This window comes from Flexivirga sp. G2 (assembly GCF_055397625.1).
The window spans coordinates 3,520,308-3,533,060 of the sequence record NZ_AP039675.1 but is presented as its reverse complement, the minus strand read 5'-3'; the positions used below and the strand labels follow the sequence as shown (position 1 = coordinate 3,533,060).

Annotated in this window: 12 protein-coding genes; 8 read left to right on the top strand and 4 right to left on the bottom strand. The window is 68.1% G+C overall.

The features are described from left to right. The first annotated feature begins 9 nt into the window (after nt 1-9). Complete coding sequence (locus ACZ50J_RS17115; protein ID WP_464298360.1) at nt 10-933, top strand: exodeoxyribonuclease III; 924 nt, start codon at nt 10-12, stop codon at nt 931-933. A gap of 53 nt (nt 934-986) precedes the next feature. Further along, nucleotides 987-1,553 carry a dihydrofolate reductase family protein gene (locus ACZ50J_RS17110; protein ID WP_464298359.1) on the top strand — a complete coding sequence of 189 codons (567 nt, stop codon included), beginning with the start codon at nt 987-989 and terminating at the stop codon, nt 1,551-1,553. A 17-nt stretch (nt 1,554-1,570) separates the two neighbouring features. Here ACZ50J_RS17110 and ACZ50J_RS17105 read toward each other — a convergent pair whose 3' ends face one another. The 3 genes from ACZ50J_RS17105 to ACZ50J_RS17095 are packed head-to-tail and all read right to left on the bottom strand — an operon-like array spanning nt 1,571 to nt 3,181. Beyond that, nucleotides 1,571-2,140, bottom strand: coding sequence for a GNAT family N-acetyltransferase (locus ACZ50J_RS17105; protein ID WP_464298358.1), 570 nt, complete (start codon nt 2,138-2,140; stop codon nt 1,571-1,573). Between the two features lie 56 nt (nt 2,141-2,196). Beyond that, entirely contained in the window at nt 2,197-2,556 is a 360-nt protein-coding gene (locus ACZ50J_RS17100) for an MmcQ/YjbR family DNA-binding protein (protein ID WP_464298357.1), read from the bottom strand. Between the two features lie 13 nt (nt 2,557-2,569). After that, nucleotides 2,570-3,181: a TetR-like C-terminal domain-containing protein gene (locus tag ACZ50J_RS17095; protein WP_464298356.1), complete on the bottom strand. Its 612-nt coding sequence runs from the start codon at nt 3,179-3,181 to the stop codon at nt 2,570-2,572. Between the two features lie 65 nt (nt 3,182-3,246). Here ACZ50J_RS17095 and ACZ50J_RS17090 point away from each other — a divergent pair, with 65 nt between their 5' ends. From ACZ50J_RS17090 to pcrA, 3 genes are read left to right on the top strand one after another with little or no spacing between them, the layout of a single operon-like run. Continuing rightward, complete coding sequence (locus tag ACZ50J_RS17090) at nt 3,247-4,518, top strand: MFS transporter (RefSeq protein ID WP_464298355.1); 1,272 nt, start codon at nt 3,247-3,249, stop codon at nt 4,516-4,518. Between the two features lie 40 nt (nt 4,519-4,558). Beyond that, complete coding sequence (locus tag ACZ50J_RS17085; RefSeq protein ID WP_464298354.1) at nt 4,559-4,894, top strand: TfoX/Sxy family protein; 336 nt, start codon at nt 4,559-4,561, stop codon at nt 4,892-4,894. 57 nt (nt 4,895-4,951) lie between these two features. Next, nucleotides 4,952-7,372, top strand: a complete 2,421-nt coding sequence (gene pcrA / locus ACZ50J_RS17080) for a DNA helicase PcrA (RefSeq protein ID WP_464298353.1) — start codon at nt 4,952-4,954, stop codon at nt 7,370-7,372. 92 nt (nt 7,373-7,464) lie between these two features. On the opposite strand, the gene ACZ50J_RS17075 is transcribed toward pcrA, so the two are convergent. Further along, nucleotides 7,465-8,274: a M23 family metallopeptidase gene (locus ACZ50J_RS17075; protein WP_464298352.1), complete on the bottom strand. Its 810-nt coding sequence runs from the start codon at nt 8,272-8,274 to the stop codon at nt 7,465-7,467. Nucleotides 8,275-8,480: 206 nt separating this feature from the next. On the opposite strand from ACZ50J_RS17075, the gene ACZ50J_RS17070 reads away from it, so the two are divergent. From ACZ50J_RS17070 to ACZ50J_RS17060, 3 genes are read left to right on the top strand one after another with little or no spacing between them, the layout of a single operon-like run. Next, entirely contained in the window at nt 8,481-9,074 is a 594-nt protein-coding gene (locus tag ACZ50J_RS17070) for a PadR family transcriptional regulator (RefSeq protein WP_464298351.1), read from the top strand. Then, nucleotides 9,071-9,796: an ABC transporter ATP-binding protein gene (locus ACZ50J_RS17065; protein ID WP_464298350.1), complete on the top strand. Its 726-nt coding sequence runs from the start codon at nt 9,071-9,073 to the stop codon at nt 9,794-9,796. Before ACZ50J_RS17070 ends, ACZ50J_RS17065 begins: the two co-directional genes overlap by 4 nt. A 58-nt stretch (nt 9,797-9,854) precedes the next feature. Next, nucleotides 9,855-12,647: an ABC transporter permease gene (locus tag ACZ50J_RS17060; RefSeq protein ID WP_464298349.1), complete on the top strand. Its 2,793-nt coding sequence runs from the start codon at nt 9,855-9,857 to the stop codon at nt 12,645-12,647. Nucleotides 12,648-12,753 lie beyond the last annotated feature (106 nt).

The following is a 12,753-nucleotide window of genomic DNA, read 5'->3' as shown; positions in this document are numbered from 1 at the left end:
CGATGGCTGATGACCACGATGACGATCCTGGGCGCCAGGACGTTCGCGACGACGTGGGCGCGCGCGAGGGCCGGGCGCGATGCGGCGGCGCTGATGCTCACGCCGAGGGCACCGAATGCGCTCGCCGGCGCGAATGAGAGGGTCGGCTGCGTGCGAGTGATTTCGGCGAACGTGAACGGCATCCGAGCGACCGTCCGGAGGGGTGGGCTCGACTGGCTCGCCGCACAGGAGGCGGACGTGCTGGCACTGCAGGAGGTTCGCGCCTCGGAGCAGCAGTTGGCCAAGGCACTCGACGGCACCGAGTTCGCGTCCTGGCGCGTCGCGCACGCACCGGCAGCAGCCGCCGGGCGCGCCGGCGTTGCGGTGCTCAGCAAGCACCCGATCCTCGAAAGTGCCCACGGGCTCCCGGGATTCGAGGACGACGGGCGCTGGCTCGAAGCGGTCATCGAGATCGACGGCCGACGCACGACGATCGTGTCGGCATACGTGCACACCGGTGAGGCGGACACCCCGAAGCAGGACGAGAAGTTCGCCTTCCTCGAAGCCATGGGCGACCGTATGGCGCAACTGGTCGACCAGGACGCCGTGGTGACCGGCGACTTCAACATCTGCCACACAACGCGAGACCTGAAGAACTGGAAGGGAAACCGCGGCAAGGCGGGTTTCCTGCCCGAGGAGCAGAAGCACCTCACGGCCTGGTTCGAATCCGGCTGGGTCGACGTCGTCCGCCATCGCGCCGGTGATGTGGACGGCCCTTACACCTGGTGGTCCTGGCGCGGGAAGGCGTTCGACAACGACAGCGGCTGGCGGATCGACTACGTGCTGGACTCGCCGTCGCTGGCCGATCGTGTGGTGGGGCACGAGATCGGGCGGGCACCGTCATATGCCGAGAGGTGGAGCGACCACGCAGCAGTGGTCGTCGATCATCGATGAGCGCCCGAGAACACCAGCACTGAGTGTCGGTGGCCGCGGCTACCGTGCTCCGGATGACCGAGTTCTCATACTTCGCGGCCTGCACCATCAACGGATTCATCGCAGACTCGGACAACTCGCTGCAATGGCTGTTCGACGTGCCCACCGTCGAGGCGGACACGGCCATCCCGGATTACATCGACAGCGTCGGTGCGCTCGTGATGGGTGCGACGACCTATTCCTGGCTGCTCGAGCATGAGCACGTGCGGGAGCAGCCCGACAAGTGGCAGGACTGGTACGGCGACCGACCCACCTGGGTGTTCACGCATCGCAACCTGCCCACCATCCCGGGAGCGGACATCCGGTTCGTCTCCGGGGACGTCGCCGACCACCTCGACGAGGTGAGCGCATCCGCCGGTCACCGGAAGGTCTGGCTGCTCGGCGGGGGCGAGCTCGTCGGAGCGTTCGACGACGCCGGTGCCCTCGACGAGATCTGTCTCGGGATGGTGCCGGTCGCGCTCGACTCCGGCGCGCCGATGCTGCCACGCCGCATCACCTCGGAGCGGCTTTCCCTCGTCGACGTGCGGCAGGTCGGGCAGCGGCTCGACGTGCGCTACAAGGTCGTTCGCCCCTCGGTATGACGCCTCCGGGCGGCGCGTCAGTCCCGCGCGAGATCGATCCAGTAGCGGCGGATCACCCCGTGATCCGGTGTCTCCCGGACATCTTCGAGATCGCCGCCCCAGTGCTCGATGGTGCACGCCGACGCCACGTTGTCCTTGCCGCAGGTGATCAGAACCCGTTGCAGGCCAATCGATCTCGCCTGCTCGAGGGCCAGGCCGAGCGCGGCGGTCGCGACACCACGGCGGCGGGCGGATGGCCGCACGCCATACCCGATGTGACCGCCGACGTGGAGCAGGAAGTCGTTCAGCCGGTGCCGCAGCGAGATCGAGCCGAGGACCCGCTCCGGCTCGCGCTCGTCGACGATCCAGGACAACGTGTCGTGCACGCGGTCCGGTGGCAGCTCGGTCGCCTCATCGGCATACGACAGCCGAGTGTTCACCCAGGCGGTGAACAGCTCGGGGTTCTTCAGGTCGGCATCGGAGATCGAGTCCGTCGCGTAGCCGTCCCGGTGTCCGGCCCCGAACTCGAGGGCGCTCTCCAGGAACGCTGCGTGCAGTCCAACAGTGGGCTGTATCAAGCGAATTCGGGCCGTGGACGCGTTGACCATCCATGGATCGTCACACGGCCGCGACGGCTTCCGCCACCGAGATTCCGGCGCGGAGGTCAGCCCGGGCCGTCCGGATGGGTGAGGTCGTACGCGCGCCATACCTTCTGCGGCACGACCATCCGCCAGGCATCGACGACCAGCTCACGTGCCTCGACCGGGTCCAGGGCAGCCAGCGTGGCGTGCACCCAGTTGAACCGCAGGTCGGACGTCGACGGGAGCTGGAACTTCTCCGGCTCGCCGGCGACGAGCGCGGCGCGTTCCTCCTTGGGGAAGCCGAAGCCCATCACGGTCTCGTCGAGCGAGAAGGCGACGTAGACGATCTGGCCGACGCGGAACTTCAGCCGGCCGCGGACGTACACCTGGTACGAGCGCTCCAGTTCGTCCCCGAGCGAGAGGACGTCGTCGACGGACGCCATACGAACAAGCCTGTCAGGCCTTGACGTTCGACCGCATCGACAACACGTCGCCGACCAATCGCTCGGCATACGTGGCGTCGGCGGGGAGGGCGAAGACGACGTGGTGATAGATCGGCGCGATGACGTGATCGAGCACCTGCTCGACCGACGGCGTCTCCTCCCCGCGGGCACGCGCCCGGCTGATCATCTCGGCCAGCTGTTCGCGGCGTGCGGTCCAGCACGGGCACGCTTCGACGAGGATGCCGTCCCGCGCGTTGACCATCGCCCGCAGGTAGCGGGTGCGGTGTGGTCGGAGGATGTCCTCGGTGATGACGCTCGCCCACTCGCGCAGGTCGCCCTCCAACGAGCCGGTGTTCGGCAGCACCTCGTCCTCGCGAGTGAAGGCCGCGACCGCGACCTCCTCGAGCAGGGCGTCGATGTCACCCCAGCGTCGGTAGACGCTGGTGGGGTTGACCTCGGCCAGCTCGGCCACCATCGGGATGGTGATCTGGTCCGGCCGCTTCGTGGCCATCAGCTTGCCGACCGCCGTGTAGACCGCATCCTGCACGCGCGCGCTGCGGCCTCCGGGGCGGCGCTTCACGGGGGTGGACTCCCGGGCGGACTCAGGGCTGGACTTCGTCGGCATACGTGCCATTATTGCAGTGCACTTGGCATTAGCGAAAGCGCGGCGTACTCTTCTCGACTAAAGCAATGATTGTTGCAATTGATGAGGTGGGTATGACGTTCCGCTTGTCCCGGCCGCTCGGCTTCGCCGTCGCCGGTCTCACGATGGTCGGCCTGATGGCCGCCGCCGCGGCGCCCTCGCCGCTCTACCCGGTCTACCAACAGCTCTGGGGCTTCTCGTCGTTCACCCTCACGGTGATCTTCGCGGTGTATGTCGCCGCCCTGCTCGTTACCCTCCTCACGATCGGCTCGCTGGCCGACCACCTGGGGCGACGCCCGGTCCTGATCGGCGGCCTGCTGCTCCTGGCGGTCGCGATGGTGATCTTCGCCCATGCCGGCGGCGTGGGTGACCTGCTGATCGCGCGGATCGTCCAAGGTGTCGCAACCGGTGCGATCACCGGTGCGGTGAGCGCGATGGTCGTCGACCTGCAGCCCGATCCGCACACCGGCTCGGTCGTGACCGGCGGCGCGCCGGCACTCGGGCTGGCCGTCGGGTCGGCACTCGCCGGCGGGCTCGTGCAGCACGCGCCCTGGCCGCACGAACTCGTCTTCTGGGTGCTCTTCGGCACGTACCTGGTGCTCGGTGTCGCGCTGCTCTTCGTCCCCGAGCCGAAACGGGGTCGCCCGGACGGGCGCGCCATCCGCCGTGCGTTGCGGCCGAGCGTCGGCGTCGCCGAGCCGGCACGAGCCGTCTTCGCGACACTCGTTCCCGCGCTCGTCGCGACGTGGGCGCTCGGTGGGCTCTACCTCTCGCTCGGATCGTCCGCCGTCGCGCGGATCCTCGGAGTGACCGACCACTTCGTCGTGGGACTCGTGCTCGCCAGCTTCTTCACGCCGGCAGCGTTGGTGTTGTTGGTGATTCGGCTGGTGCCGACCGCGATGCGACGTGGTCTCGGGCTGGCCTCCCTGGGCATCGGGGTGGCCACCACCGTCGTCGGGGTCCTGACGGCTGCCACCCCTGTCTACGTCGTCGGCTCCGTCCTCGCGGGCATCGGGTTCGGCGTCACGTTCCAGGTGGCGATGAGTGCGTTGGCCGCGGCCACACCGCCCGCCGAGCGGGCGCAGACCTTCGCGACGACGTTCGTGGTGAGCTACACGGCATTCAGCGTGCCGGCGGTCCTCGCCGGGCTCGCGGTGCAGGACTGGGGTTTGCGTCCCACGCTCGTCGGGTATGGCGTGCTCGATGTCTCCCTGGTCGTCCTCGCGGGAGCACTCGCCATACGCGCTGCACGACGGGCTGCAGCTGCCGTGATCGAGGCGTGCCCTCGGACCCTGGTGCCGGCTGCTCCGGAGGGCTGAGTTCGCGTGGCTTGTCGGTGTGCGCGGGCACAATCGGTGCGTGGCGTATGACGGTGAGCTCGTCGAGCGGATCCGGGATCTCCTGGTTGGCGAGCTGGACGTGACCGACAAGCGGATGTTCGGGGGAGTGGCGTTCCTGACCGGTGGGCACATGGCAGTTGCCGCATCCCGGAACGGCGGGCTGATGGCCCGGGTGGACCCAGAGGACAGCGAGCAGCTCCTGCTGCGGGACGGCGTCTCCCGGATGGTCATGGGCGGTCGGGCGATGAACGGTTGGCTGCGTGTCGAGGAGGGACACCTCGGCGATGCGGAGCTGGCCGAGTGGGTCGATCGCGGACTGGACTTCGCGCGCAGTCTGCCCGCCAAGAGCGGGTGACGGGCGCCACCGGCATCGCGATCGCCGTCGGTGGCGCCAAGTAGGCTTGCGTCCGAGATGAGCAGCCTTTTCGACGACCTTCCCCTGCCCGGATTCCCGCCCGATGCCGCGTCGGCGACCGTCCCGACCCACCCCTCGGCCGACGTCGACGAGCGCGGGGTGCCGACCTGGGCCGGCCTCGGCAAGGAGGCGCCCGCCGGGGCCGCGAAGCCCGCGGCGCGGCCGTCGACCGCCGATCCGGAGAGCCTGGTCGCCGGTCTCAACCCGCAACAGCGGGAGGCCGTGCTGCACGAGGGTCCGCCGCTGCTGATCGTGGCCGGTGCCGGCTCGGGCAAGACCCGCGTGCTCACCCACCGGATCGCCCACCTGATGGCGGCACGCCACGTGCAGCCCGGTCAGATCCTGGCGATCACCTTCACCAACAAGGCCGCCGCGGAGATGCGCGAGCGTGTGGAGGCCTTGGTCGGGCCGGTGGCCCGATCGATGTGGGTGTCGACCTTCCACTCGGCGTGCGTGCGGATCCTGCGTCGTGAGGCGAGCAAGGTCGGTTTGAAGTCCACCTTCTCCATCTACGACGCCGCCGACAGCCAGCGGATGATGGCGCTGGTCATGCGAGACCTGGACCTTGACCCCAAGCGGTTCCCGCCGCGATCGTTCAGCCATCAGGTCAGCAACCTCAAGAACGAGCTGATCGACGAGGAGACCTACGCATCGCAGGTCGTCGAGGGCACGCATCAGGAGCGGACGCTCGCGGAGGCCTATTCGTCATACCAACGGCGCCTGCGGCAGGCCAACGCGCTCGACTTCGACGACCTCATCATGACGACGGTCAACATCCTGCGCGTCTTCCCGGACGTCGCGGAGCACTACCGCCGCCGCTTCCGTCACGTGCTGGTCGACGAATACCAGGACACGAACCACGCCCAATACGCGTTGGTGAAAGAGCTTGTCGGACACCAGGTTTCGGATGCCGCGCTCGGCGAGGTCCCTCCCGCCGAACTCTGCGTGGTGGGCGATGCCGACCAGTCGATCTATGCCTTCCGCGGTGCGACGATCCGCAACATCGTGGAGTTCGAGCAGGACTACCCGCAGGCGCACACCATCCTGCTGGAGCAGAACTACCGCTCCACCCAGAACATCCTGCAGGCCGCCAACGCGGTCATCGCCAAGAACGAAGGACGCCGGCCCAAGAACCTGTGGTCCGAGTCCGGCGCGGGCGCGCCGATCGTCGGGTATGTCGGTGACTCCGAGCACGATGAGGCGGCATTCGTCGCGCGCACGATCGACGTGCTCGGCGACGAGCAGGGCGTCAAGCCGAAGGATGTCGCGGTTTTCTACCGCACCAACGCCCAATCCCGTGCGTTGGAAGAGGTTTTCGTCCGTGTCGGGCTGCCCTACAAGGTGGTCGGCGGCACCCGCTTCTACGAGCGCCGCGAGGTCAAGGACGCGCTGGCCTACCTGCGCGTGGTGTCCAACCCGCTCGACACCGTCAATCTGCGCCGCATCCTCAACGTGCCCAAGCGAGGCATCGGTGACCGTGCCGAGGCGTGTGTGTCGGCCCTGGCGGAGCGGGAACGCATCCCGTTCGTCGCCGCACTCGGTCGGGCGGCGGATGCACCGGGCATCGCCACGCGCTCGGTGAGCAGCATCAATGGCTTCACCGCCCTGCTCGAGTCGTTGCGCGGGGTGCACGAGTCCGACCAGGCCGGTGTCGGCGACCTCCTCGAGGCCATCCTCGACCAGACCGGATACCTCTCGGAGCTGCGTCGCAGCCCAGACCCGCAGGACGAGACCCGCGTCGAGAACCTCGCCGAACTCGTCGCGGTGGCAAAGGAATTCGACGAGAACTACCCGGGCGGCTCGCTCGAGGACTTCCTGGAGCAGGTGTCGTTGGTCGCCGACACCGACGAGATCCCGGAAGAGGAGGGCGAGGACAACGGCGTCGTCACGCTGATGACCCTGCACACCGCGAAGGGGCTGGAGTTCCCGGTCGTGTTCCTCACCGGCATGGAGGACGGGACCTTTCCGCACCTGCGTGCGCTCGGCGACCCCAAGGAGCTCGAGGAGGAACGACGGCTGGCGTATGTCGGGATCACCCGCGCTCGCGAGCGCCTGCACCTGTCCCGGGCCGAGGTTCGTTCCGCCTGGGGTGCACCGCAGTACAACCCGCCCTCGCGGTTCCTCGACGAAATCCCTTCCGGTCTGGTCGATTGGCAACGCGTCACGACGACGGCGACACGTCCGTCGTCGACTCCGGCCGTCGCCCGGTTGGCGTCCCGCCCCGGCGTGCGCAGCCCCGGCAACCGCCCGGTCATCGCACTCGATGCCGGGGACAAGGTCACTCATGACACGTTCGGGCTGGGATCCGTCATACGGGTGGAGGGTCAGGGCGATCGGTCGATGGCGCACATCGACTTCGGCGGTGACACCGGCGTCAAGCGTCTCTTGTTGCGGTACGCGCCCGTCGAAAAGCTTTGACGCACAGACTCGTTCCTGGTCAGTGGCAGAGCTTCTGATGCTGTTGGTCCGTCCTTCGGCCGACGCGCTTGACTGTTCTGCGGCCGGTGCGCTCAGAAGATGCCGCGTGCTTGCAGCCAGGGTGCGGGGTTGATCGGCACGCCGGCCAGGTGGATCTCGAGGTGCAGGTGTGGCCCGGTGGAGTGGCCGGTGTCGCCGGAGTAGCCGACCGACTGTCCGCGGGCGAGCCACTGTCCGGGGCGCACGATGATCGACGACATGTGGCCGTAGACACTCTGCACACCGTTGCCGTAGTCGATCGTGACGTGGTTTCCGAGGCCGGAGTCCCAACCGGTGGCGACGACCGTGCCTTGGTGCATCGCGCGCAGCGGGGTTCCCCAGGCGACGGCGAAGTCATCACCTTCGTGATAGGTCGAGCCGATGCCGCCCGGTGAGATGCGTGCACCGAACCCGGAGGTCAGCGGGCCGACGCAGTCGGCTACTGCGCAGGTCCACGGATTCTGAGGTTTCGCAGGAGGATTCGCCTTCTTCGACTTTGCCGATGTCGGCTTCTTGGCGGGCGACTTCGACGTCTTCGGCTGCGGCCTCTCGACCGTGCGGTCCCGAGACGCAGCCCCTGGGAGCGTCCGAGGCGGAGTGGCGACGGCTGTCGGTCGCGCGGCGTTCGCCTTGATGCCGGCTGCGTCGGATATCTCCTGCGGGCCGGGGTCGATGGCCAAGGTCCGGCTGCCGAACGGCATCGGTGCGATCCCGGCGACCGCGGCTCCGCCGACGGTCGCTGCGACGGCGACACCGGCGGGGACTCCGACGAGGCGCAACTGCCGCGTCTTGGTCGAGCTGGCGCGATGGCGTCCCTGCGGTCGCGCGGGGCTGGGTCGGTGGCGTCCTTCGTATGTGGTCATCGATGCGCGCGCGGTTCTCGGCCGAGGAAGGACACCCGCAACATCCTAGAAGTCCCGTGTGTTCGTTGGGTGCTTGCGGGTCGATCGGTTTGCAGGTGCCGCGTCATGCGCCGTCGGCATACGGTTGCACGCCGACGACATACTCGGTATACATACTGTGACCACGGTGAATACCGGGTATGTATCCGAGTCGGGGGATGGTTCGCATGTCGATCAAACACAGTCTGCTTGCGCTGCTCCAGGACGGCGCGATGTATGGCGCACAGCTGCGTCAGGAGTTCGAGCACCGCACCGGCGGCACCTGGCCGCTCAACGTCGGACAGGTCTACACGACCCTCGGTCGGCTGGAGCGCGACGGGCTCGTCGAGAGCACCGGCACCGCCGATGAAGAGGGGCGCATCGCCTACCAGCTGACGGACGCGGGGCGCGACGAGGTGCGGCAGTGGTGGGTGGTCCCTGTCGGCCGCGAGCAGACGCCGCGCAACGAGCTCGCGATCAAACTCGCGCTCGCCGTGACCTTGCCCGGCGTGGACGTCCAACGCATCGTGCAGACCCAGCGAACGGCCACCATGACCCATCTGCGCGACCTCACCAAGCTCAAGCGCGGCGCCGACGGCCAAGACCTCGCGTGGGAGCTCGTGCTGGAGTCGCTCATCTTCGCCGACGAGGCGGAAGTGCGCTGGCTGGACCACGTGGAAGCGAGGATCGGCCGCCTCACCCCTACGCGGGCGAAAGCCTCGCGGAAGGCGCCCGTCGTCACCGTGGGGAACGCTGGAGCGCGTGAGGGGGCGAAGCAATGACCGAGCAGGCGACTCTTCTTCTCGACAATGTTGAACGCACTCACGGCACGGGTGAGACTGCCGTCCACGCACTGCGCGGAGTCAGTCTCTCGGTGAGTGCCGGCGAGCTCGTTGCGGTGATGGGCCCGAGCGGCTCCGGCAAGTCGACGTTGCTCAATGTGGCCGGCGGGCTGGACACGCCCACCGGCGGAACCGTGTCCGTCGACGGTGCCGATCTCGCCGCGCTCAGCCGTCCCGCGCTCGACCGCATCCGACGCCGCACGATGGGCTTCGTCTTTCAGGATCTCAACTTGATCCCGTCGCTGACTGCGATCGAAAACGTCTCTCTCCCCATGGAATTGGACGGAGTGAGCGTCCGCAAGGCACGCATTGCCGCCCGTGATGCGTTGGGCAAGGTCGGCATTCTCGAACTGGCCGACCGCTTTCCGGAGCAGATGTCCGGGGGCCAGCAGCAGCGTGCCGCGATCGCTCGCGCGCTGGTCGGGGACCGTCGACTGGTGCTCGCGGACGAGCCGACCGGTGCCCTCGACTCCACGACCGGCGAAGCCGTGCTGCGCACCCTGCGCGACCAGTGCGACGACGGTGCCGCGGGACTGCTGGTGACGCACGAGTCGCGACATGCGGCCTGGGCCGACCGGGTGGTGTTCCTGCGGGACGGGCTGGTCGTCGACACGACCGGCGATGCGGCCACGCCCGAGTCGCTGTTGAGCCAGGTGATCTGATGCACCCCACGAAGTTCTCCGCTCCTTCGTCGCTCCGATACTTCGCGGGGACCCCGCAATGATGGGCAGCTCGGGGGAGTCCACCAAGAGTCACCCGCTCCGGGGTTCAGGGGGCCTCGGAGGGTATGTCGGGGGCTGGCGGGTCGCCTTGCGGCTCGCCGCCCGCGACATACGGAAGCACCGTGGGCGGGCAGCGCTGGTGGTGCTGCTGATCGGTTTGCCGCTGTTCTTCATCAGTGCCGCGGCGACGTTCGGATTCACCAAGGACGTGAGCGCGCGTGAAGGGATCAACCGGACCATGGGATCCGGTCAGGCGCTGTTGACACTCACCAGCGGCGCGGGGAGCACGACGGCTCAGAATTTTGATGGCACTTCGACCGGAGACCTACGTGGCCCCGGGACCGCTGCACCGCTGGCGTTGCCCGGCGGATCCGCGAAGCCGACCGCGACGGCCGTGCGCCAGGTCACCGGGGGAGTAGTGCTCCCGGTGACAACGGACGAGCCACGTGTGCGCGTCGGTGGCCGAAACATCGCTGCGAAGACCCTCGGCATCGATGGCCGGCGTACGGCGTACACCGGAATGGCACAACTGACGAGCGGACACTGGCCCGCGACACCCGACCAAGTACTCGTGTCGCGCGCGGGTGCTGCGAGCGGTGTTCCCATCAGCGGCCGTCTGACCTTGGTCGATGCCCGAGGGAAGACTCGGCAGGTGACGGTGGTGGGTCGAGCGTCGACGCCCCGTGCCGAGAGCATCGTCGAGTTACCACGCGGGAGAGCGCATACCTGGATCCTGCAGCGCAAGACTCCGGTGGCTTGGCCGGAAGTGCGGCAACTGAACCGCTACGGGCTGAGTGTCCGCAGTCGGGAAGTCATCAACCATCCCGCGGTCGCCAAGGCAGACCCGGTTGAGCAGTCCCAAGAAGTCTCCAGGGCGCTGCCGAACACGGTGTGGGTCCTGCTGGGCACCGGACTGGTGATAGTCATCGCGCTGCTCGCCGGGCCGGCTTTCGCGGCAAGCAGCGCTCGACACCGCCGCGCACTGGGGCAACTCGCGAGCAACGGCGCGAGCCGACGTCAATTGCGTCGATACGTGTTGGCCCAAGCCGTGCTGCTCGGAGCAGCGTCCGCGGCCGGCTCGCTCCTTGTCGGAGCATTGGCCGGAGATGTGGCGACGCAGGGATACGCGCACTGGTCGCCACGCGCCGCGGCCCCCGGTCCGCTCGAATTACGTTGGGGATGGGGCCTGTTGCTCTTCGGCATAGCGGTATTCGCAGCGCTGGTGGCGGCATATGTCCCAGCGAGGGCGGCAAGCCGGCTGAACCTCATCGAGGTCCTCGGCGGGCATGTCTCGAGGCCTCGGGTGCGAATCGGGCTGCCACTTCTCGGGATCGCGTTGGCCGTTGTGGGAGGGGGACTCGTGACGGCTGCCCTCGTGTCGACAACGCGGGGCGCACCGACGGACACCGTTCCCACCATCGCCATCGTGCTGGGCGCGATTGCGCTGTTCGCGGGGGTGTTGCTGGCGGTCCCGTGGATCCTCGCAAGGTGCGGGGACTGGGCGGCGGCGCTACCACTGCCGATGCGGCTCGCTGTGCGCGACATCAGCCGACAGCGCGGTCGGGCCGTGGCGACAACCGGCGCGATCCTCGCCACGATGGCTTTGTTGACCACGGTGGGTGTCGCGTACAGCAGCGTCATGGCGGCCGAACGCGAGCAGTACGTTGCGCCGTTGCAGACGGGCGAGGGACTGATCACGGGAGGCACGAACATCGCGTCGGCGGCCCCACTCGTCCACCGGGTCGTGCCATCGGCCGTGATCACCCAGTTGTCCGTGTTCGGCCCGTCGACCGCTTCGACGTCGCAGTCACGGCGGCTCGTGGCGGCGGGCGACGGCGGCTGCACCGATCAGCAGACACTCGCACAAGCAGTGAGCGGCGGCGGCGCAAGCACCACGTGCTCAGCCATGTTCGTTCCCGGCCAGGGCGATGATCTCGTCGTGGCCGGTCCAGACGAGTTGGCACGGGTGTTCCGTCTGTCCGCCGCTGATCGTGCCGCGTTGCGCGCCGGGCAGGTCCTTCTCCCGCAGCTGGGGCGGGACGGCACAACCTACGTCCACCTCGTCCTGGGCAGAGTGACCGGTGGGCGCACGAAAGTCTCACGGGCTGTTGCGCTGCCCATCGCACGCAGCACACAGCAGGCGTTCACCTTCAGCAAGCAGGACGGGAAGGGAGGCTTCACCTACCGCGGCGGGCCTGCCGGTGACTCGGTCTACCCGAGTGGTCTCGTCGCGAGCAGTGCCGTGGACAGGCTCCCGGGCGCCAGGCATCTTGCAGCCGTGGTGATCAGCGCGCCGGGTGGGTTCAGCCAAGCTCAGCAGACTGCCATGACAGAACGACTCGCACCCGGCGTGGACCTGTATGTCGAACGCGGCCCGAGCGACCCCAACACCTGGATCTTCCGACTCATCGCGGGTGTATTCGCCCTGCTGGTGCTGGTCGCAACATTGGCGTCGACTGCGCTCTCGCAGGCCGAATCCCGAGGAGACAGTGCGACATTGGCTTCACTCGGCGCACCCGCCCGGTTGCGACGTTTCACCGCGGGGGCCAATGCCGCAGTCGTCGGGCTTCTCGGAGCCCTCCTCGGAGTAGCAGTCGGACTCGTCCCGGGGATCGCGGTGTCACACCCGTTGACCATCCAGGATTTCGGCGAGGGCAAGCAGTCGGCGGCCATCACCGTCATACCGTGGCCGACAATGCTTCTCGTCGCGATCGGGGTACCCCTGCTCGCGGGGACGCTCGCCGCGCTCGCGACGAAGGGACGGGTGCCGATGACTCGGCGGGTCACCTGAGGCGGAAGTGCACCGCGGATCTGGATACGGCGCTCGTTCCTCGCGCCACTCGATCAGCGTGAAGCGTGAGATGGATCACGTAATCACGGGTATGCCCGGGCCAGCC